The following is a 20,957-nucleotide window of genomic DNA, read 5'->3' as shown; positions in this document are numbered from 1 at the left end:
CCTTCATTCTCGCCCGGTACCGCCCCGGCGGCACCTCGTCCGAAGGAGTGAGATGCGCGGCCCCGCCGATCGGCTGCTGGCCCGGGTGGCCGGTCTCGATCGCCCCCGACTGGCCGCCGTCGTCCTCACCGCGCTGGTCGCCACCGCGGCCGGCCTGCTCCTTCCCGGCGCGCTCGCGGCCGCGGTGGACACCGTGGTCGCGGGCCGCCCGAGCTGGCGCGAAGTCTCCTGGCTCCTGCTGGTCGGTGGCGCGGAGATCGCCGCCGACGTCATCGGCGGCATCCTGACCACCCGCGTGGCCGCGACCGCGTCCGCGTGGCTGCGCCGCACCCTCTCCGACAAGCTCTTCCGCCTGGGCACCCGGTCTCGCTTCGCCGAGGGCGACGCGATCAGCCGCCTCACCGGCGACTGCACCGGCGCCGGCGGCATCGTCACGATCGTCGTCCAGTGCGGGTCGATGCTGATCATCTCCACCGGCGCCGTCGTGCTCCTGGCTCTCCTGGACTGGCGGCTGGCGCTGGTCTTCCTCGGCAGCATCCCGTTCGCCCTGCTGCTCGCCCGCAGCCACCTGCGCCGCACGGCCGACGACGTCCTCACCTACCAGCGCGTTTCCGGCGAACTGGCGGCCAGGATGGTCGACGCGGTCGCCGGCCTCCGCACGATCGCCGCGTCCGGCACGGCCGACCGCGAGGCCGAGCGCGTCCTGCGCCCGTTGCCGAAGCTGACGCTCGCCGGGCAGAGCCTCTGGCGCACCCAGGCCCGCATGGTCTGGCGCGCCGGGCTCCTGACCCCGGCGGTCGAGCTGTCCGTGCTGGCCGCGGCCGGCTTCGGCGTGCTGGCGGGCCGCCTCAGCGTCGGCGACGTCGTCGCCACGCTCGGCTACGTCGCCCTCGCCCTCGGTCTCGTCACCCAGATCCCGCTGCTCACCATGCTCTCCCGGGCCCGCGGCTGCGCCGAACGGATCGTCGAGGTCCTCGACGAGCCCGAACCCGTGCCCGGCAAGCTGCCGCTCCTGCCGGGCGACGGCACCGTGGACCTCCAGCACGTCGGGGTCGCGGGTGCGCTCGCGGAGATCGACCTGCGCATCGACGGCGGCACCTTCGTGGCGGTGGTCGGCCGGTCGGGCGCGGGGAAGTCCGCGCTGGCCGGCGTGCTCGGCGGGCTCATCCCACCCGACGAGGGCCAGGTCCTGCTCGACGGCCGTCCGCTCCAGCGCATTCGCCCCGAGGAGCTGCGGGCGGTGGTCGGCTACGCGTTCGAACGGCCCGCACTGCTCGGCGCCACGGTCGCCGACGCGGTCGGCTACGGCTCGTGGGCCGGCGAGTCCGCCATCCGCGGCGCATGCCGGACCGCGCAGGTCGACGAGGTCGTCGTCCGCCTGCCCGACGGCTACCGCACCCCGCTGACCGAGACACCCCTTTCGGGCGGCGAGGCCCAGCGCCTCGGACTGGCCCGCGCGATCGTGCACAACCCGCGCGTCCTGATCTTCGACGACGCCACCGCCAGCCTCGACACGGTCACCGAGGCCGCGGTCGAGCGCGCCCTGGCCGGGGCGATGCCCGGCCGCACGCGCGTCGTCGTGACCCACCGCGCGGGCACCGCCGCCCGGGCGGACCTCGTCGTCTGGCTCGAGGACGGCCGCATCCGCGCCGTGGCCCCGCATGCCGCCCTCTGGCGGGAGCCGGGCTACCGGGGCGTCTTCACGGAGGACGACCAGTGAGCCTGCGCCGGTTGTACTGGTCCGCACTCGCCGGTCAGTGGCGCGGCGGTGTCGTCCTGCTCGCGTGCTCGGTGCTCGAAGGCCTGCCTGCTTTCTTCTCGGGACGGTTGGTCGAGCTGTCCGTGGACCGTGGCTTCTCGGTCGGCGACCCGGCGGCCGGACTCGGCTGGCTGGCCCTGTTCGGCCTGGCCGCCGTGCTCGGCGCGTTCGGCGCGCGGATGGTGTGGCACCAGCTCGGCAAGGTGGTCGAGCCCCTGCGCGACGCCCTCGTGACGGCCGTCGTCCGTGGCGTGCTGCACGACGAGTCGCCGCCGCGCAACCAGCCGGACTCCAGTGGCGTCGCCCGGATCACCCAGCACGTCGAGGTGGTCCGCGACGCGACCGCCGGCCTGCTGGTGCAGGCCCGCGGAATGCTGGTGACCACGGCGTCCGCCCTCGCCGGGCTCGTGACCGTCGCCGGCGCCCTGGTGGTGCCGGTCGCGGTGCCCGTGATCGGTGCGCTGGTCGCCTTCGTCTGCCTCCTTCCGTCGCTGGCTCGCCGCCAGCGCGCGCAGGCGCTGGCCGACGAGCACACGGCCGCGACCATCGGCGCGTCCCTGGCCGGGATGCGCGACGTCGTCGCGTGCGGTGCCGAGCCGGTCGCCGCCCTGGCGATGTACGACGCGGTCGACGCCCAGGCGACCGCCGCCATCCGCGTCGCGCGGTCGAGCGCTCTTCGCTCGCTGGTGATCTCGCTCGGCGGGTTCGTCCCGCTGCTGCTGGCCCTGGCCATGGCGCCGGGGCTGGTGGCCCGGGGTGAGCTGACCGCGGGGGCGGCCCTGGGCGCGCTCGTCTACCTGGCCACGACGATGCAGCCCGCCCTCCGCGGCCTCGCGGCCACGGCGGGCACGGTCGTCCTGCGCCTGCTGGTCGCTCTCCGCCGGCTGGCGGAGACGGCCGAGCTGCCCGTCGTTTCCGATGGGACGGCGACCCCGCGAAGCACCGACGTCCAGGTCCGCGGCCTGACGTTCGGCTGGGGTGCCGCGGCCGAGCCCGTGGTCCGTGAACTGGACCTGGGGTTGCGGCCGGGGGAGCACCTCGCCGTCGTCGGGCCGAGTGGCATCGGCAAGTCGACATTGGCCGGCCTGCTGACCGGGATGCTCACGCCACAGGAGGGCCGGGTGCTGCTGGGCGGTGTCCCGGTCCGGGACGTGCCCGCGGCGCTCCGGCACCGGCTCGTGGCGCTGATCCCGCAGGAGGCTTACGTCTTCGCGGGCACCGTACGGGACAACGTGGGCTTGTTCGCCCCGTCCGCCTCGGACGATGCGCTGGTGGTCGCCGCGGATGCGGTGGGCGCGGGCGCGTTGCTACGTCGCCTGGGCGGCCTCGACGCCGAGATCGGTCACGGCGGCGAAGGCATCTCCGCGGGCGAAGCCCAGCTGCTCGCTTTGGCGAGGGTGTACGCCAGTTCGGCGGAGTTCGTGATCCTGGATGAAGCTACCTCCCATCTCGACCCGGTGTCGGAAGCCCGCGCGGAGCGGGCCTTCGCCGCGCGGGGTGGTGTGCTGGTGGTGATCGCGCACCGGCTTTCCTCGGCCCTGCGCGCGGATCGCGTGCTGGTCATGGACGGCCGCGAGACCGCCTTGGGCACTCACACCGAGCTGCTGGCCAGGTCGGCGCGGTACGCGGAGCTGCATGCAGGCCTGGGCGGCTCCGGTGGCTGGGGCCCCAGCCACCGGAGCCGGTCCGGAGGCGGACGCGGACGGGGAACCGGCCGGTACCGTCGTCAAGTCGCCTGTGGACAGTGGTGCGGGCGTCGCCGGGGCGTCTGCCGGCGACGGACCCGCACCTTCGTCCGGGCTGCCCGCGCGCAATGGCTTCGCGACCGTTGCCGGGAGCGTCGCCGGGCCGCCCGTCGGCAGTGGCCTCACCGCCGGCGGGACGCTTTCCGCCGACGGTGAGGCGAGCGCTGACGGGCCGCCTGCAGTCGGTGGTCGCGCTCCCGCCGGCGGGGCGCCTTCCGGCGACGGTCCCGCGACCACCTCCAGTCCGGGCGTGGACAGCGGTTCCGCGAGCGCCGCCGGGGCGCCTTCCGATGACGGGTCCGCAACCACTGCCGGGCCACCCGCCCACCTCGGTGCCTCCGCGACCGGATCGACGCCTAGAGCCTGTTTCAATGTCGTAGCCACTCGTTGATCGCCGCGATGTGGACGGTTGCCTCGTAGCGGACTGCGAGTTTGTCGAACCGTGTGGCCACCGCCCGGTTGCGTTTGAGCCGGTTGATGCCGCACTCGACCGCATGCCGTTGCTTGTAGATCTCTGGGTCAAATGCTGGTGGTCGCCCACCGGCCCGGCCGCGGTTGCGGCGATGCCGGACCTGATCAGAAGGCTGGGGAATCGTGCACGCGATCCCGCGCCGCCGCAGATAGGCCCGGTTGGCGCGGGAACTGTAGGCCTTGTCCGCCAGGACACGATCCGGCCGGGTCCGGGCTCGCCCACCACCAATCCGGGCGACCCGGACCCTTGCCAGCACCGCCTCGAACTGCGGCGAGTCACCGCGTTGACCGGCGGTCACCAGCAACGACAGTGGTTTCTGGCCTTGCTCGGTGGCCAGGTGCAGCTTGGTCGTCCAGCCTCCCCGCGACCGGCCCAGCGCGTGGTCGGCTGGTTCGGGCTCGCCGATACCGCCTGGCGGTTCTTTCTGCAGGTCACACTCGATGCGGGCACCTGCTGCGTGCTGGTGCGCCCGGTTGATCGTGGAATCCACGCTCACGTCCCAGGTGATCAGCCCGGCGGCGTCGGCCCGGGTCTGCAACCCGGCCAGGATCAGCGCCCACACACCGGCGCGCTGCCAGCGCCGGAACAAGCCATAGACGGTTTGCCAGCAGCCATACTCGGGTGGGACGTCACGCCACGGCGAGCCGACACGGACCCGCCAGCGGATGCCGTCCAGGAGCTGGCGTTTACTCCACAGTGGCGGGCGGCCGGGCTTCTTACCGACGGGCAGCAGCGGTTCCAGGATCGCCCACTGCGCGTCAGTCAGATCGGCTCGCCCCGCCGCCGCTACGCTGGGCACGAGGTCTCCGGTGTTCTTGATCAGCTTGGTCGTTGATCGGTCTACCGGAGACCTCGTCTATTTGATCCAAGACACGCCGCACCCACAACGCCGGCCAGAAACTCCGCTGGTCAGCACATCAAAACAGGCTCTAGGTCGCCATCCGTGCCTCGAGCTGCCGGGGTGAGCTGATCGCCCATCCACTGTGGACTGATTTGCTGCCCTTCCACGGTATCGCCGTCGAAGGGCTTGGGAAGACCTCGTCACGAATCTGTGGACAACTCGCCGATCGCCGAGCCGGCTGTGGACAACTCGGGCCGCTCGGCCGGTTTTGTCGGCGCGCGGGTGCATGATCGGAAGCACGGCAAAGACGCAGCACCGATCAGAGAGGAGGAACCCGCAGCCGACGCACCTCAGCCGGGTTGGAGGGCTTCCAAAGCCTCGCGCAGTTTCCCGGAGACCGGGGTCGGCCGTCGCGTTTCGCGGTCCACGAAGACGTGCACGAAGTGCCCTTCGGCGACCAGGGACTCGTCGGCGGCGTACATCCCGATCTCGTAGCGGACGCTGGACTTCCCGAGGTGCGCCACCCGCAACCCCACCCGCAGCGAACCAGGAAAGGAAACCGATGCGTGGTAGCCGCAGTGCGACTCGACGCACAGCCCGATCACCGCCCCGGCCTCGATGTCGAGGCCGCCCTGTTCGATCAGCCAGGTGTTGATCACCGTGTCCATCAGGGAGTAGTGCACGACGTTGTTGACGTGCCCGTAGACGTCGTTGTCCTTCCAGCGCAACGGAACCGTCTGCCAGTGCGGATACCCGTTCACCACAGGGACACCGACTCGCGCAGGATGTCCGAAAGGTCGTCAGCGGACGCCTCGCGCGGTGCGGTGGCCAGCAACCGCTGCTGCTTCAGCGTTCCTTCGACGAGCGAGTCCACATCGGACTCGCTGTAGCCGACGGCGCCGATGCCGTCCGGGATGCCGATCCTCCGCATCAGGTCGATCAGCACGGCCGGCAGGTGGTCGGCGAAGTCGCCGGGCCACTCGAAGTCGGGCGCCAGCAGGCGCGCGACGCGCAGGTGGCGGTCCGGTGCCGCGTCGAAGGTGAAGCGGAACGCGGCGGGCGCGGTCAGCGAAACGGCCATGCCGTGGGGCACCATGGGCTCTTCGCCCGGGTACCCCTCCGGGTGGAAGTCCCTGACCTGCCCGGCGATCGGGTACGCGTTCGCGTGCGGGATGTGCACGCCGGCGTTGCCGAACCCGAGTCCGGCGAACGTCGCGGCCAAGGCCATGGCTTCGCGGGCCTTGAGGTCGGAACCGTCGCGCACCGCGGCGGGCAGTGCCCAGGACAGCAGCCGCAGCGACTGCTCGGCGAACATGTCGGCCAGCGGGTTCGAGCCGCAGTACGGCACGCGCTGTTCCGGGCGCTTGCGCTCGAACTCCGTGTACGGCTTGGCCGTGTAGCTCTCGGCGGCGTGGCACAGGATGTCCATGCCGCTGGCGGCGGTCACGCCGGCCGGCTGGCTGACCGTCAGCCGCGGGTCGACGACCGCGAGGGTCGGGCGCAGCCGGAGGTGGCTGATCCCGCTCTTGACGCGAAGGGACAGCACGTCCAGCACGCAGACCGTGGTGCTCTCCGAACCGGTGCCCGTGGTGGTGGGAACCGCGACCAGCGGCTTCAGCGGGCGGTCCGGTGCGCGGCCGCCGCCGACCGGCGCGTTGACGTAATCCATCAGCTCGCCGTCGTTGCTGGTCAGCAGGTTCGCGGCTTTGGCGGTGTCGATGGCAGACCCGCCGCCGACCGCCACGAAGGCGTCGTACGGACCGGTTCCGCGGGCGAAGTCAACCGCCTTCTGCATGCTGACATCGGTGGGCTCGACGTGTACGCCATCGAAGATCTCGGTCTCGATGCCGTAGCCCGCGATGCCGTCGGCGATGCGGCGGGGCCAGCCGGTCGCGGCCACCTGCGGGTCGGTCACGACCAGCACGCGGTGCGCGCCGTACTGCGTGAGGTCGTAACCGATCTCGTCGCTGGCTCCGGTGCCGTACTTCAACGCCGGTGCGCCATAAGTAAAAACGGTTTCATGTTCGGTCGCGGCCAAGACTGCGGTCCTCGCTCCCTTGATCGGCTGACAGTCGGTCAAAGCGGACATTCGGCCTATCCTTGCCGGGTTTCGGCGAAGATCACTTGACTGCACTGAACGGTGCCCGCCTAAGCTCTCCTCATTAGATACCAACTGGGAGCGACCGTCGCCCAGACGGCCGTGCGGATCCTGACCGAGGCGCGTGTCCGCCGCGTGTACGCGGTGGTCGGTGAGTCCTTCCTGGAACTGCTCGACGCCCTGCAGCGCGAGCGGGAGATCACGCTGGTCTCGGCGCGGCACGACGCGGGCGCGGCGTTCATGGCGGAGGCGGAGGGCAAGCTCACCGAACGTCCCGCCGTGCTGCTCGCCAGCCGGGGGCCGAGCGCGGCGAGCCTGGCGATCGGCGTCCAGACGGCCTACCAGGACGAGACGCCGATGGTCGTGCTGCTGGAGACGCCGGCGATCGAGCCGGTGCCGTCTTCGTCCGGCGAGCTGCCGACGTCGGACCTGACGGCCATGTTCGAGTCGATCGCCAAGTCGACATTGCGGGTGACCGATCCGGACGGGCTGCCCGGGCTGCTCGCGCACGCGCTGACGACGTCGCAGGAAGGGCGGCCGGGGCCGGTCGTGCTCGGCGTGCCCTGCGACGTCTGGGGCATGCCCTACGACGCGGCGAAGCCGATGGCGCGGGTGCGGCCGCCGGCTTCCGGGACGCTGGGCCGTTCGGCGGACGCCGTGGCGCAGCTGGTGGACGAGGCGAAGTACCCCGTCGTGATCGTCGGGGGCCGGGCGCGGTCGGCGCGCGACGAGCTGATCGCGGTCGCCGACGAGCTCGCACTGCCCGTCTACAACGCCTTCCGGCGGCAGGACGCCTTCCCGGAGAACCACGCGCGGTACGCCGGTCACCTCGGGCTCGGCATCCCGGCCCGGCAGCTGGACGCGCTCGAGCGCGCCGACCTGGTGCTCGCGCTCGGCACCCAGCTCGACGAGGTGACGACGCAGGCCTACCGCTACCCGACGCCCCAGCAGACGCTGGTCATGGTCGGCACCGGCATCGACGTCAGCCCGAAGCGGCGGGGGCTGACTTTCCGCGTCGACTCCGAGGTCGAGCCGTTCCTACGGGAGCTGCGCGAGGTCGCCTCACCGCGGACGCGGCGGGCTTCGGCGGCGAACGCGGCCGTCCACACCTTCATGACGCCGCCCGACACCAGCGGGAACACGCGGGTGCACCCCGTCGACGTCGTGCGGGCCCTGCGGAAACTCGCGCCCGAAGACACCATCGTGACCAGTGACGCGGGTAACTTCGCGCAGTTCATGCACCGCTACTGGTGCTTCACGGCCCCGCGCAGCCAGCTGGGCCCGAGCAATGCCGCTATGGGGTACGCCGTGCCGGCCGCCGTGGCGGCGAAACTGGCCGAGCCGCGGCGGACCGTGGTAGCCATGGTGGGGGACGCCGGGACGTTGATGACCGGCCAGGAGATCGAAACGGCCGTCCGGTACCGGGCGCCGGTGATGGTGGTGGTGTTCCAGAACGGCGTGCACGGCGCGCTCGCCATGCACCAGGCGCGGACGTACGGCCGGCTGTCCGGGGTGTCGATCCCGTTGACCGACTTCGCTTCCTGGGCGCGCGGGCTGGGCGCGGCCGGGTACACGGTGGACGATCGGGAAGAGCTCGAACCGATCATCGCCAGCGCGCTCGTGCGGCAGCGGCCGTGCGTCATCGACGTGCGCACCGATCCCGACGTCGTTACTCCGGACGTGCGGCTTTCGGCCCTGCTCGGGCAGGCGCGCCCGCAACCTCCCGCCCAGTAAGGGTTTTGGTTCGGTAAACCCGGGAATGTCGTGTGGTAGCACGGCGTTGGCTCAGCTATCCTGGCGGTGTTCCGGTGGTGGTTCGCCACTGAGCCTTCCCGGCCGGGTCCCGGCGGGAAACTACCGGTTTCTGTCGGTGCCGCGTGGCACCATCACGGTCATGACCCGCGCCGAAGCGGGCAGGGAACGAGGGGAGTTTCGACGTGACCGATCACCAGCACGCACCCGACCCAGCGCGGAAGTCCTCCGGCGTCGTACCGGTGCTGTTCAGCGCCAGCGCCGAGGCCCACGACGACGCCGTGGTCGCCGCGGACCGCGACGCGACCTGGCGTTCGCCGTTCGCGACGGAGGGGCTTCGCCCGGCGAGTGGCGAATAGCTCACCCCTCCCGGGTGAAGACGGCTTGTCCGCCCTGCTCAGGGTGTGCTTTACTAGCCTAGGTCTTGATTTTTGTGTTCGTGTTGAGTCACGCTCGCAGGAATTCAGCGGGCGTAGTGTCTCCTCGCCGAGGAAGCAAACCGTCCGGGTGTTGACCCGGGTCGCCGAAGTGGCTTCCTGTTTTGGTGTTACACATGGAGATTTTTAATGACTCAGGGCACTGTGAAGTGGTTCAACTCCGAGAAGGGGTTCGGCTTCATCACCCCCGACAACGGTGGCGGCGACGTCTTCGTTCACTACAGCGAGATCCAGGGTAACGGCTTCCGTACCCTCGAGGAGAACGCTCGCGTCGAGTTCGAGATCGGCCAGGGCCAGAAGGGCCCGCAGGCCACGTCGGTCACCGTGATCTGACTTTGATCTTGGAAAAGGGCCGCCACCCGTTCGGGGTGGCGGCCCTTTTCGTATGCTCCGCGGCATGATCGAGCACGGTTACACCGTCTCCGGGATGAGCTGCGGGCACTGCGCCCAGTCGGTCACCGAAGAAATCACGGCGCTGCCCGGAGTGGCCGAAGTGGACGTCGACGTCGCGGCCGGCCGGGTCGTCGTGCGTGCCGAGACGGCGCTGGCCGAGGACGACGTGCGGGCTGCCGTCGAAGAGGCGGGTTTCACCTACGCGGGCACCGCCAGTCTCGTTCCGTAGTTTCTCCAGGTTGGACAGTCCACTGGAGATCATCCGCACACTGCAACGCCCTGCAACCCTTCCGTTCGGCCGAACGGCGGAGTCTCCTGTTCCCCTGGGGACTACCAGGAGGTCAGGTTGGGTGAAACGGTGGCGGGGATCGTCGCGAATCCGGCTTCGGGGCGGGACATCCGCCGGCTGGTCGCGCAAGCTTCGGTGTTCCCCACCGCGGAGAAGGCGAACATGGTCCAGCGGCTGCTGGCGGCGTTCGCCGTGGCGGGGCTCGACCGTGCTCTCGTGTCGACCGATCTCGGCGGCATCTCCGCCGCGGTCCTGCGTTCGCTCGGCCGGGGCGGGACCTGGCCGAAGGTCGACTTCTGCGACGACGACCCGATCACCGGCACCGCCGCCGACACGACGAACGCCGTCCGGCGGATGGTCGAGGCCGGGGCCGGGGTCATCGTCGTCCTCGGTGGGGACGGCACCGCGCGCGTGGCCGCCGCGGCCTGCGAAGACGTGCCGATCCTCGCGCTCTCGACCGGGACCAACAACGCCTTTCCGCAGATGCGGGAGGCGACCGTCGCCGGGCTGGCCGCCGGGCTCATCGCGACCGGGCAGATCGATCCCGACCTCGTCACCCACCGCGTCAGCGTGCTCGAAGTCGTCACGAAGGCTCGGCGGGAGATCGCGCTCGTCGACGTCTGCGTGACGCTGAGCAGGCACATCGGGGCGCGGGCGCTGTGGGACCCCGCCTCGCTCACCGAGCTGTACTGCACCTTCGCCGAGCCGGACGGCATCGGCCTGTCCAGCGTGCCCGGCCAGCTCTGCCCGAGCCCGCGGTCGAGCCCGGACGGCGTCGCGCTGCAGCTCGGGCCCGTCGGGGAGACGCCGTACGTCGTGCACGCGCCGATCGCGCCCGGGCTCGTCCGGCCCGTCGGCGTCCGGGGGTGGGGCGTCCTCAAACCCGGGATGCGCGTCGAGCTCGCCGCGGCCGGCGGTGTCATCGCGCTCGACGGCGAGCGTGAGCTCGAGCTGAAGACCGGGGAGAGCGCGTTCGTCGAGCTCAAACCGGACGGGCCGTGGTGCGTCGACGTCCGCGCGGCGATGGCGGAGGCGGCGCGGAAAGGGCTGTTGCGCACGGAAACCGATCCGGGGAAGGGGCGGCGGAGATGACGGACACCCTGCGGGAGGCGTATCGCGTGATGCGCACCATCCGCACCTTCGAAGAACGCGTCCACCGGGAGTTCGCGACCGGCGAAACGGCCGGTGACGAGGCTTCCGCCACCGGTGTCTGCCTGCACCTCGACCACCGCGACGCGATCGTCACCCACCGCGGCCACGGTCCGTGCATCGCCAAGGGCGTCGACGTCAAGGCCATGGTGGCCGAGGTCTACGGCCGCACGGCCGGCTCCTGCCACGGCAACGGCGGCTCGATGCACGGCGAGAGCGGAGTCGGCGGGGGTCCGCCGCTCATCTGCGGGACCGCGCTCGCGGCCAAGCAGCAGAACACCGGCGGTGTGGGCGTCGCCTTCTTCGGCGACGGCACCGGCAACCTGGGGACGACCCTGGAGGCGCTGAACCTCGCTTCCGCGTGGAACCTCCCCGCGATCTTCGTCGCGGAGAACAACGGCTACGCCGATGTGACGTCCAGCTCCTGGTCGGTCGCCTCGGACAACATCGCCGACCGGGCCGCCGGGTTCGGGGTTCCCGGGGTGATCGTCGACGGCCTGGACTTCTTCGCCGTCCACGAAGCCGCCGGTGAGGCGGTCCGGCGCGCCCGTGCGGGCGGCGGGCCGACGCTGATCGAGGTCAAGTTCACGCACTTCGCGGACGGGCTCGACTGCCTCGAGTGGTTCCGCGCCCGCGTCATCGAACGCGGTGACCTGGCCGGGCGGGTCTTCGACGACATCGACGCCGAAGTCGCGAAGCTCATCGACGACTCCGTGGCCGCGGCGAAGACCGAACCCGGCTCGGACTGACGGGAACCGGCATGGTCCGCACGATCAGCTACCGCGAAGCGATCACCGAAGCGCTGACGCAGGAGATGGCCCGGGACACGTCGATCCTGCTCATGGGCGCCGACGTCACCCGGCGACTCCCCAAGTTCCCGGGCCGGGTGCTGGACACGCCGACCTCCGAAGCGACCGTCGTCGGCGCGGCGATCGGGGCGGCCGCCTGCGGGCAACGGCCTGTCGCGGAGCTGACGTCGGGTGGCTGCTTCGACCAGATCTTCACCCAAGGAGCCAAGCCGCGGTCGTTGTTCGGCCGCGCCGCGCGGACGCCCGTGGTGATCCGCTGCCGGTACCCCGTCTTCACGCACGTGCCCGGGTTGACGGTCGTCGTGCCGTCGAGCCCGTACGAGGCGAAAGGCCTGCTCATCCAGTCGATCCGGGACGACGCCCCGGTGATCTTCTGCGAGCACGAGGCGCTCTACGAGACCCGCGGCGACGTGCCGCGTGACAGCTACACGATCCCGTTCGGCCAGGCGCACGTCGTCCGCGAGGGCGACGACGTCACGATCGTCGCCTTCGGGCGCATGGTCGCCGTGGCGGTCGAGGCGGGGGACGAGCTGCGCGCGTCCGGGGTCGCGGCCGAGATCATCGACCCGCGCACCACCAGCCCGCTCGACACCGGGACGATCCTGCGGAGCGTCGAGAAGACCGGACGGCTGGTCGTCGTCGACGAAGCTTCGCCGCGCGGCAACCTCGCCGCGGACGTCTCCGCGCTCGTCGCGCACGAGGCGTTCGGGTCGCTGCGGGCGCCGATCGAGATGGTGACGTCGTCGTTCGACGCTTTCGAAGACCTCCCGGACGCGCAGAAAGTCCGCAACGCCGCGAAAACCGCTGTGGCCTATCGGCGGTGACCCGAGGTGGCGAGATCGTCACCACCTTCCGATCACCGGACCGAAAAGGCAGACTCTCAGGGGGTAGAGCGCAAGGAGCGGCGGTTGGGGCAGCGAGACCTCGAGGCGGCGTTGCCGGCCGGGGTGGATCCCCGGCGGCACGCCCGTGTCCTCGCGCAAGTGCACGAAGCCGCGCTGGCCGGAAAGGCGCTGCCCAGGCGCCCGCGCTCGGTCATCGGCGCGTCCTGGCAACGGATGCGCCGCCTCGGCATGGACCCCGACAGCCGGGCCGCCGCGCCCGTCCTGAACGTCGAAGAGCTCGAAGCACGCCGTCGCAGCAGCGGACTCGCCGAAGCTCTGCCGGCCCTGCGCGGCGGCCTGATCAGCCTCGCCGAACAGGCCGCGCACATCATGGTGATCGTCGACGCCGACGGCAAAGTGCTCTGGCGGGACGGCAGCGCCGCGGTCCGGCGGCGCGCCGACGGGCTCGGGTTCGTCGAAGGCGTCGACTGGCAGGAGGAGGCCGTCGGCACCAACGCGATCGGCACCGCGCTCGTCACCCGCCGCCCGGTGCAGGTGTACTCGGCCGAGCACTACGTCCGCTCGCAGCACTCCTGGACGTGCGCCGCCGCGCCGCTGCACGACCCGCGCGACGGCAGGCTGCTCGGCGTCGTCGATCTCTCCGGCCCGGCCTCGACCGTCCACGCGACGACGTTGGCCCTGGTCGACGCCGTCACGCGGCTCGCCGAATCCCAGCTACGGACCGCTCACCTCACCGAGCTCGAACGCCTTCGCGGCTTCGCCGTCCCCGTGCTCGCGAAGGTCGGCGGGCGCGCGGTCGTGGCCGACGAGCACGGCTGGGTCGCCGCGGCCGCCGGGCTCGCGCCGGTCGACCGGATCGCGTTGCCCGCCGGCCTCAAACCCGGCGGCGTGTGGCTGCCCGCCTACGGCAACTGCGCCGTCGAGCCGGTGCCGGGTGGCTGGCTGATCCGGCTCGTCGAGAACGAGGCCGCGCCGCCCACCCGCGTCGTCCTCGACGTCCGGTCGCCGCGCGAGCCCGAGCTGACCGTGACCGGCGCCGCCGGGACGTGGACGCACCGGCTCAGCCCACGCCACGCCGAGATGCTGTACGTGCTGGCGAAGCACCGCGACGGCCGTTCGGCGTCCGAACTCTCCTCGGACCTCTTCGGCGACGCGAACCGCACGGTGACCGTCCGCGCGGAGATGTCCCGGCTGCGCCGCCACTTCGGCGGCATCCTCGGCGCGAAGCCGTACCGCTTCGCCGACGACGTCGAGGTGGTCGTCCGGCAGCCGCCAACACCCGAAGCGGTGCTGCCGCACTCGCTCGCCCCGGCGATCCGCGGCTGAGGGGGCGGCTTGCCGAAACGGCCTTCGCTGCCGGACACGATCGCGCCGACCTGGCTCGTCGTGCAGCTGCTCGGCACGCTCTTCGTCGCGGGGACGCTGCTGACCGCGCGCGAACCCGCTGCGTGGATCTGGACCTGCTATGGCGTCGCGAGCGCGTGCTGGCTCGGCTTCGTCGCCCTCGCCTCCCGCCGGCCGAAGACGGCGGCCGCGCTGCTCGCCGCGTCGGCCACGCTGCCGGCGGCGATCGTCGGCTGGGCGGGGGACTCGTCGGCGATAATCCTGTCCGTCATCGCGCTCGGGCGGCTCGCGACGCTCACCACCGTCAGCGTCGGCGCGATCCTCGGCATCGGCCTGCTCGACATCGCGCTCGCGGTCGCGTCGCACCTGCTCGCCGGGCATTCGCTCGGCGAAGCCCTCGCCGACCCCGGCGTGATGCTGCTGCTCGTGCTGATCGGGCTCAACCGCCGCCAGTACGAGGTCCAGGCCACCCAAGCCGAGGCCCTGCTCGAACAGACGCGGGTCGCGCAGGCCGAGCACGCGCGCGCCGCCGCGCTCGACGAGCGCACGCGCATCGCCCGGGAGATCCACGACGTCCTCGCGCATTCCCTTGGCGCACTGGGTGTCCAGCTCGAACTCGCCGAAGCACTGCTCGCCGAACGGTCCGATGTGGACGGTGCGCTGACGTCGATCCGGCGGTCGCGGCGGCTCGCCGCGGACGGGCTCGTCGAGGCGCGCAACGCCGTCACCGCGCTGCGCCGGGACGTGCTGCCGCTGGCCGACGCGCTCGCGTCGGCCGCCGCCACGCACGCCCGCGACCACCGCGTCACGGTCGACTTCGACACGGACGGCGAGCCGAGGCCGCTGCCGTCCGCCGTGGTCGTCGCGCTGGTCGGCATCGCCCGCGAAGCGCTGACGAACGCGGGGAAGCACGCGCCGGGCGAGGACATCCGCGTGCGGCTGAGCTACGAACCCGGCGCGGTGAAGCTCGACGTCCGCAATGCGCGAACTGAATTCACTCGGACAGGTGAAGGTTTCGGACTGGCCGGGATGCGCGAGCGGCTCGCCCTCGCCGGTGGCACGCTGACCTCGGGCCCGGAAGACGGCCACTGGCGCGTGCTCGCGGAGGTGCGGAGTTGATCAGGGTGGTCGTGGCCGACGACCAGCAGGTGGTGCGCGAAGGGCTGGTCGCCCTGCTCGGCCTGTTCGACGACGTCGACGTCGTCGGCGAAGCGGGCAACGGCCTCGAAGCCGTCGAGGCGGTCGACACCCACCCGGCCGACGTCGTGCTGATGGACCTGCGGATGCCGCGGCTCGACGGCGTCGAGGCCACCCGCCGGATCCGCCGCGACCACCCGGGCACCGCCGTCGTCGTCCTGACGACGTACGCCGACGACGCGTCGATCGCGGACGCCCTGCGTGCCGGCGCCCGCGGCTACCTGACCAAGAACGCCGGGCGCGCCGAGATCGCCGCCGCGCTCCGGTCGGCGGCCGCCGGGCACGCGATCTTCGCCGCCGAAGTCTCCGACCGGCTCGTCGAAGCGCTCGCCGCGCCGAAGCGCGCACCCGAGCGCCCGGCCGGGCTGACCGCCCGCGAAGCCGAGGTCCTCGGCCTGGTCGCGCGCGGGCTGACCAACCCGGAGATCGCCACCGAGCTGTACATCGGCGAAGCCACCGTCAAAACCCACATCAACAACTCGTTCGCGAAGATCGGCGCGCGGCACCGCGCCGAGGCCGTCAGATACGCGTTGACGCACTGCCTCTGAGATCACGTGCTGATGACGGCGGGCGGTGCCGGTGGCTGCGCGCACCGCGACTCGGCTACCTTCTGCGAGGATGCTTCATGGGGAGGAATCGGGGATGACCAGCACAGCGACGGCCCCGGGTCCCAAGGCGCCCGCGCCGGGACCCCCGCCGCCGTCGCCACCGGAGCACCGCGACCGCGCCGGGGGCCGTAGCGGCCTGCTCGGGCTGCTGGACCTGCCGGGCCAGGGGGTGCGCGCGATCGTCCGGTCCGCCGCGACGACCCCGGGCCGGCTCACCGTGATCGCCGTCGGGCTGGTGCTGCTGGCGCTCGTCGCCGGCCTGGTCGCGACGCTCTCGGTGCAGGACCGCGACGACACGATCTCCGGCGTCATCGACCACCGCGAGCCCCTCGCCGCGGCGGCGCAGCAGGTCTACCGCTCGCTCTCGGACGCCGACGCGACCGCGGCGAGCGCGTTCCTCTCGATCGGCACCGAACCGCCGGAGCTGCGTCAGCGCTACGAACGTGACATCGCCGAAGCGGGCGCCGCGCTCGCGAAGGCGGCCTCGGACGCTGCCGACGTCGCCGACGCCGCCGCGCCGGTCGACATGCTCAACCAGCAGCTGCCCGTCTACACCGGGCTCGTCGAGACCGCGCGGGCGAACAACCGGCTCGGCTACCCGGTCGGCGCGTCCTACCTGCGCGAGGCCTCCGAGCTGATGCGGGCGAAGATCCTGCCCGCCGCGCAGGACCTCTACCGCGTCGACACCGAACGGCTCATCGAAGAGCAGGACAGCGCGACCGGCTTCCCGTGGCTCGCCACGATCCTGGTCGTCGCCCTGCTGGCCGCGCTCATCGCCGCGCAGGTCTACCTCACGCGGCGCACCAACCGGCTGCTCAACGTCGGGCTCGTCGTCGCGACGGCCGCCGTCGTGGTTTCCCTGCTGTGGGGCGCCGTCGCGCTGATCGTGCAGGGCAGCCTGGTCGGCAGCGGCCAGGACGACGGCTCGCACCGCGTCGACGTGCTCGTCCGCGCGCGGATCGCCGCGCTGCAGGCCCGCGCCGACGAAACGCTGACGCTGGTCGCCCGCGGCGACGGCGCGGCGTACGAGAAGGACTTCGGCACCAACGCGGCCCAGCTCGTCGGCCCGGACGGCCAGGGCGGCCTGCTCGGCGAAGCCCGCGGCCTGATCCAGGAGGGCGAAGGCGCCGCGAAGGTCGCCGACGCGACGAAGGCCGCGAGCGAGTGGATCAAGTCGCACACCCAGGTACGCGCCCTGGACGACTCCGGGCAGTACCAGGAGGCCGTCGACTTCGCCGTGCTGGAGGACAAGCCCGACGGCTCGGCGCCGGCGTTCCGGCGCGTCGACGACAGCCTCCAGGCCGCGATCGACGTCGGCAGGCAGGAGTTCCTCGACGACACCCACAACGGCGACCTCGCCTTGACGCTGCTGGCGCCCGGCCTCGCCGTGCTCGCGGTCGTCGCCGCCGCGGGTGTCACCATGGGGATCCGGGAACGACTGAGGGAGTACCGGTGAGCAGGCGGGGGAACACGGTCCGGGCGGGTGTGCTGGCGGTCGTCGCGCTGCTGGCGGCGTCCTGCGGCAGTCCCGGGAAACCGGTCGACCCGGCGCCGGTCAGCAACGCGGCCTGGCCGCAGCCCGCGCACGTCGGCGGCCCGGACGCGACCGCCGGCGGCGGCGCCGACACCAGCTGCAACCCGCTGGCCAGCCTCGCGCCGAACGGCACGAGCATCCCCGACGGCTCGACGATGGCGGAGATCAAGAAGCGCGGCAAGCTGGTCGCCGGCGTCGACCAGACCACCTACCTGTTCGGCTTCCGCAACCCCACCTCGGGCAACCTCGAGGGCTTCGACATCGACATGGTCAACGAGGTCGCCAAGGCGATCTTCGGCTCGTCGGAGGGGCGCGTGCAGTTCCGCGCGATCCCGTCGTCGCAACGCGAGGAAGTGCTGAAGAAGCACCAGGTGGACATCGTGGCCCGGACCTACAGCATCACCTGCGCGCGCAAGAAGGACGTCCAGTTCTCCTCCGTGTACTACAAGGCGGGCCAGCGGATCCTGGTCGCGAAGGAGTCGAAGGCGACCAAGCTCGCCGACCTGAGCGGCAAGAAGATCTGCGCGACGAAGAAGTCGACGTCGCTGGCGAAGATCGCGACGGACCCGGCGAAGCCGATCCCCGTTTCGGTCGACAACTGGTCGGACTGCCTGGTGATGCTCCAGCAGGGGCAGGTCGAAGCCGTCTCGACCGACGACACCATCCTCGCCGGCATGGCCGCGCAGGACCCGACGCTGCAGGTCGTCGGCGACCAGTTCACCGAGGAGAACTACGGCATCGGCGTGCCGAAGGACCACGAAGACATGGTCCGGTACGTCAACGCCGTGCTCGAGAACATCCGCAACGGCGGCGCCTGGCAGAACAGCTACCGCCGCTGGGTGGAGCCGTCGCTGGGGCCGGCCTCGCCGCCGTCGCCGCAGTACCAGTGAGCCGGTCGCGACTAGGATCGATCCCCGCACGTCGCCGGGGATCTGGGAGGTAGCAGTGTCGGAGGAGCCGCGCCGTCCTCGGCACGCCGCGCCGGACGACGAGCCGCAGCAGGCCACGCCGAGCTGGCAGCCGCCGCCACCGGTGCGGTGGGAGACGCCGGAGCCGTCGATCTCCGGCCGCCTCGACGACGGTGCGCCGTCGGGCGGGGAAGAGACCGTCATCCACGCGCCCGTACGCCGCCCGCCGACGCCGCCGCGCGGCCAGCCCGCCCCCGCGCGCGGGCCGATCCCGGGCGCGGAAGACCCGACGCGCCCGCCGGGCAGCATCAACCCCGTCCTGCCGCCGGTCCAGCCGACGCAGGCGGTCGCGCCGCCGACGCAGGCCGTGCGGCCGGACCCGGACGCGCCGCAGCCGACGAGCGTGCTCGCCGCGCCCGCGCCGGAAACCCAGAGCATCATGCCGCCGGCGCCGCGCCCCGATTCCGGCCCCGGCACGCCGTTGCCCGACCCGGGCACCGAAAGCGTGCTGCCCGAACGCACCAGCGAAGGCCGCCACACCGGAACCGGCACCGGCACGGGGACCGGCAGCGGTTCGGGCTCCGGGCCCGGCGCGTTCCCCGGCACTTCGCGGCGGACGTCGTCCCGGACGTCGCGGTCCCGCCGCGGCCGCCTCGGCGCCGGGCTGGTCGAGGTGCCGCCGGTGCCCGCGCGCGACCCCGCGTCGGCCGTGCTCACGAACCCCGTGGTGTCCGAGGAAAAGCGGTTCTGCGGCAGCTGCGGCGCGAAGGTCGGCCGCGGCAAGGACGGCCAACCCGGTGCGGCGGAAGGGAAGTGCGACAACTGCGGCGCGCCGTTCTCGTTCCTGCCGAAGCTGCAGCCGCACGAGCTCGTCGGCGGCCAGTACGAAGTGCTCGGCGCGCTCGCGTACGGAGGTCTCGGCTGGATCTACCTGGCGCAGGACCACAACGTCAGCGACCGCTGGGTCGTCCTCAAAGGACTGATCGACACCGGTGACGCGACCGCGATGGCGGCCGCGGCCAACGAACAGCGGTTCCTCGCCGAGGTCGAGCACCCCAACATCGTCAAGATCCACAACTTCGTGCAGCACCCGGACGCCCGCAGCGGGACGACGGTCGGCTACATCGTCATGGAGTACGTCGGCGGGCAGTCGCTGCGGCAGCTCGCCCTGGCGCACCACCGCGAAAGCCGCCGCCCGGAGCCGCTGCCGATCGGGCAGGTCATCGCGTACGGGCTGGAGATCCTGCCCGCCCTCGGCTACCTGCACAGCCAGGGCCTGCTCTACTGCGACCTCAAGCCGGACAACGTCATCCAGACCAACGAGCAGCTCAAGCTGATCGACCTGGGCGCGGTCCGCCGGATGGACGACTACGAGAGCCCGCTGTTCTTCACCACCGGCTACAGCGCGCCGGAACTGGCGAAGCAGGGCGCGTCGGTGGCGTCGGACCTGTTCACCGTCGGGCGCACGCTCGCGGTGCTGAGCTTCGAGTTCACCGGCTACACCACCAAGTTCAAGACGACGCTGCCCGGCCCGGACGCCGTCCCGTTGTTCGCGCTCTTCGGTTCCTACTACCGGTTCCTGCGGCGCGCGACGCACGCCGACCCGGACCGGCGGTTCCTCTCCGCCGAGGAGATGGCCGACCAGCTGACCGGCGTGCTGCGCGAGATCATGGCGCTCGGCACCGGCAAGCCGCGGCCCGGCGCGTCCACCGTGTTCGGCCCCGAGAGCCGCACGTTCGGCGTGCACCTGGTGGTGCCCGAAGCCGGCCAGAGCGTGTCACTGCCCGGTGCCGACGAAGTCGTCGCGGGCCTGCCGATCCCGCAGGTCGACACCGACGACCCGGCGGCGGGCGTGCTCGCCACCACAACCGCGCTCGACCCGCGGGGGGCCATCGAGGCACTCGCCGGCGCGCCGCGGGAGTCCATCGAGGTGCGGCTGCGGATCGTGCGCGCCCGCATCGAGCTCGGCGAGCTGGCCGAAGCGCAGCGGCAGCTGCAGGCCGCGCAGTACCTGGCGATCAAGAACGGCTTCCCGCACGACTGGCGGATCGACTGGTACCGCGGCCTGATCGAGCTCGCGGGCGGCCGCTCCCGCGTCGCGCACGTCGCGTTCGAAGCCGTGTACGACGACCTGCCCGGCGAGATCGCGCCGAAGCTCGCGCTCGGCGTCAGCGCCGAAGGCGTCGGGGACTACTTCGCCGCCGCGCGGTTCTACGAGCTCGTCTGGCGGACCGACCGCACGTACGTCAGCGCCGCCTTCGGCCTCGCCCGCGTCTACCTGGCGCAGGGCGCGCGCTCCAGCGCGGTCGAAGTGCTCGAGACGGTGCCGCCGTCCTCGACCCACTACGTCGACGCCCAGGTCGCGGCCATCAAGATCAAGACGACGGCGACCAAGGCCAACGGCCGCGAGACCCCGGTCACCGAGCACGACCTGCTCGACGCGTCGGCCCGGCTCGAGCGGCTCCGCCTCGACGTCGAGCGCCAGACGCGGCTCACCGCCGGCGTCCTCGAAGCCGCTTTCGAGTGGCTTCGCGGGCCGAACCCGGGCCGTCCGACGCCGGGCGCGCGCGTGCTCGGGTGTTCGCTGGAAGAGCGTGAGCTGCGGTTCGGGCTGGAGCGCTGCTACCGGGCCCTGGCGCGGCTGGCGACCACGGTCGAACAGCGCGTCGAGCTGGTCGACCGGGCCAACGCCATCCGCCCCCGCACCCTCACCTGACCGCTCGTGAGTGTTTAGGGCGGTTCTAACCGCCCTAAACACTCACGAGGCGGCGGCGCGG

Annotated in this window: 18 protein-coding genes; 15 read left to right on the top strand and 3 right to left on the bottom strand. The window is 72.0% G+C overall.

Going from position 1 to position 20,957, the window contains the following annotated elements:
* The first annotated feature begins 52 nt into the window (after positions 1–52).
* On the top strand, positions 53–1,720 hold the full coding sequence (locus QP939_RS10955) for an ABC transporter ATP-binding protein (RefSeq protein WP_285456573.1): 1,668 nt from the start codon (positions 53–55) through the stop codon (positions 1,718–1,720).
* Entirely contained in the window at positions 1,717–3,660 is a 1,944-nt protein-coding gene (locus QP939_RS10950; protein ID WP_285456571.1) for an ATP-binding cassette domain-containing protein, read from the top strand. The genes QP939_RS10955 and QP939_RS10950 overlap by 4 nt, the downstream gene beginning before the upstream one ends.
* A gap of 212 nt (positions 3,661–3,872) precedes the next feature.
* On the opposite strand, the gene QP939_RS10945 is transcribed toward QP939_RS10950, so the two are convergent.
* The 3 genes from QP939_RS10945 to QP939_RS10935 all read right to left on the bottom strand — a co-directional run bounded on the left by QP939_RS10945 (position 3,873) and on the right by QP939_RS10935 (position 6,855).
* Complete coding sequence (locus QP939_RS10945) at positions 3,873–4,775, bottom strand: IS5 family transposase (protein ID WP_285449251.1); 903 nt, start codon at positions 4,773–4,775, stop codon at positions 3,873–3,875.
* A gap of 392 nt (positions 4,776–5,167) precedes the next feature.
* The gene (locus tag QP939_RS10940; protein WP_285456570.1) at positions 5,168–5,581 is read right to left on the bottom strand and encodes an acyl-CoA thioesterase; all 414 of its coding nucleotides are present in this window, start codon (positions 5,579–5,581) and stop codon (positions 5,168–5,170) included.
* Positions 5,575–6,855: a hydroxyacid-oxoacid transhydrogenase gene (locus QP939_RS10935; RefSeq protein WP_285456569.1), complete on the bottom strand. Its 1,281-nt coding sequence runs from the start codon at positions 6,853–6,855 to the stop codon at positions 5,575–5,577. The genes QP939_RS10940 and QP939_RS10935 overlap by 7 nt, the downstream gene beginning before the upstream one ends.
* A 135-nt stretch (positions 6,856–6,990) precedes the next feature.
* Here QP939_RS10935 and QP939_RS10930 point away from each other — a divergent pair, with 135 nt between their 5' ends.
* From QP939_RS10930 to QP939_RS10870, 13 genes are all read left to right on the top strand, one after another.
* Positions 6,991–8,649: a thiamine pyrophosphate-binding protein gene (locus QP939_RS10930; RefSeq protein WP_285459710.1), complete on the top strand. Its 1,659-nt coding sequence runs from the start codon at positions 6,991–6,993 to the stop codon at positions 8,647–8,649.
* A gap of 203 nt (positions 8,650–8,852) precedes the next feature.
* Positions 8,853–9,026 (top strand): hypothetical protein, encoded by a 174-nt coding sequence (locus tag QP939_RS10925; RefSeq protein ID WP_285456568.1) that lies wholly within the window; start codon positions 8,853–8,855, stop codon positions 9,024–9,026.
* 207 nt (positions 9,027–9,233) lie between these two features.
* Positions 9,234–9,437: a cold-shock protein gene (locus QP939_RS10920; protein WP_004563013.1), complete on the top strand. Its 204-nt coding sequence runs from the start codon at positions 9,234–9,236 to the stop codon at positions 9,435–9,437.
* A gap of 64 nt (positions 9,438–9,501) precedes the next feature.
* Positions 9,502–9,726, top strand: coding sequence for a heavy-metal-associated domain-containing protein (locus QP939_RS10915; RefSeq protein WP_285456566.1), 225 nt, complete (start codon positions 9,502–9,504; stop codon positions 9,724–9,726).
* A 117-nt stretch (positions 9,727–9,843) separates the two neighbouring features.
* Complete coding sequence (locus tag QP939_RS10910) at positions 9,844–10,878, top strand: ATP-NAD kinase family protein (RefSeq protein ID WP_285456564.1); 1,035 nt, start codon at positions 9,844–9,846, stop codon at positions 10,876–10,878.
* Entirely contained in the window at positions 10,875–11,684 is an 810-nt protein-coding gene (locus QP939_RS10905; protein WP_285456563.1) for a thiamine pyrophosphate-dependent dehydrogenase E1 component subunit alpha, read from the top strand. Before QP939_RS10910 ends, QP939_RS10905 begins: the two co-directional genes overlap by 4 nt.
* An 11-nt stretch (positions 11,685–11,695) precedes the next feature.
* The gene (locus tag QP939_RS10900) at positions 11,696–12,568 is read left to right on the top strand and encodes an alpha-ketoacid dehydrogenase subunit beta (RefSeq protein WP_285456561.1); all 873 of its coding nucleotides are present in this window, start codon (positions 11,696–11,698) and stop codon (positions 12,566–12,568) included.
* A gap of 84 nt (positions 12,569–12,652) precedes the next feature.
* Positions 12,653–13,915, top strand: a complete 1,263-nt coding sequence (locus QP939_RS10895; RefSeq protein ID WP_285456559.1) for a GAF domain-containing protein — start codon at positions 12,653–12,655, stop codon at positions 13,913–13,915.
* A gap of 9 nt (positions 13,916–13,924) precedes the next feature.
* Positions 13,925–15,052, top strand: a complete 1,128-nt coding sequence (locus QP939_RS10890) for a sensor histidine kinase (RefSeq protein WP_285456558.1) — start codon at positions 13,925–13,927, stop codon at positions 15,050–15,052.
* Positions 15,049–15,678 (top strand): response regulator, encoded by a 630-nt coding sequence (locus QP939_RS10885; RefSeq protein WP_285456556.1) that lies wholly within the window; start codon positions 15,049–15,051, stop codon positions 15,676–15,678. The genes QP939_RS10890 and QP939_RS10885 overlap by 4 nt, the downstream gene beginning before the upstream one ends.
* Before the next feature lie 94 nt (positions 15,679–15,772).
* The gene (locus QP939_RS10880; protein WP_285456554.1) at positions 15,773–17,194 is read left to right on the top strand and encodes a GlnX family signal transduction membrane protein; all 1,422 of its coding nucleotides are present in this window, start codon (positions 15,773–15,775) and stop codon (positions 17,192–17,194) included.
* Positions 17,191–18,162 (top strand): glutamate ABC transporter substrate-binding protein, encoded by a 972-nt coding sequence (locus tag QP939_RS10875; protein WP_285456553.1) that lies wholly within the window; start codon positions 17,191–17,193, stop codon positions 18,160–18,162. Before QP939_RS10880 ends, QP939_RS10875 begins: the two co-directional genes overlap by 4 nt.
* 55 nt (positions 18,163–18,217) lie before the next feature.
* Entirely contained in the window at positions 18,218–20,896 is a 2,679-nt protein-coding gene (locus QP939_RS10870; protein ID WP_285456551.1) for a serine/threonine-protein kinase, read from the top strand.
* The last annotated feature ends 61 nt before the right edge of the window (positions 20,897–20,957 follow it).

Origin of the sequence: Amycolatopsis nalaikhensis, assembly GCF_030264295.1 — a bacterium.
GTDB lineage: Bacteria > Actinomycetota > Actinomycetes > Mycobacteriales > Pseudonocardiaceae > Amycolatopsis > Amycolatopsis nalaikhensis.
This window is presented reverse-complemented; position numbering and strand designations above follow the sequence as displayed.

Bases quoted from the DNA above. Each gene is read 5' to 3' on its own strand.
- QP939_RS10880 (WP_285456554.1), top strand. From the start codon at position 15,773: ATGACCAGCACAGCGACGGCCCCGGGTCCCAAGGCGCCCGCGCCGGGA.
- QP939_RS10905 (WP_285456563.1), top strand. From the start codon at position 10,875: ATGACGGACACCCTGCGGGAGGCGTATCGCGTGATGCGCACCATCCGC.
- QP939_RS10920 (WP_004563013.1), top strand. From the start codon at position 9,234: ATGACTCAGGGCACTGTGAAGTGGTTCAACTCCGAGAAGGGGTTCGGC.
- QP939_RS10915 (WP_285456566.1), top strand. From the start codon at position 9,502: ATGATCGAGCACGGTTACACCGTCTCCGGGATGAGCTGCGGGCACTGC.
- QP939_RS10900 (WP_285456561.1), top strand. From the start codon at position 11,696: ATGGTCCGCACGATCAGCTACCGCGAAGCGATCACCGAAGCGCTGACG.
- QP939_RS10955 (WP_285456573.1), top strand. From the start codon at position 53: ATGCGCGGCCCCGCCGATCGGCTGCTGGCCCGGGTGGCCGGTCTCGAT.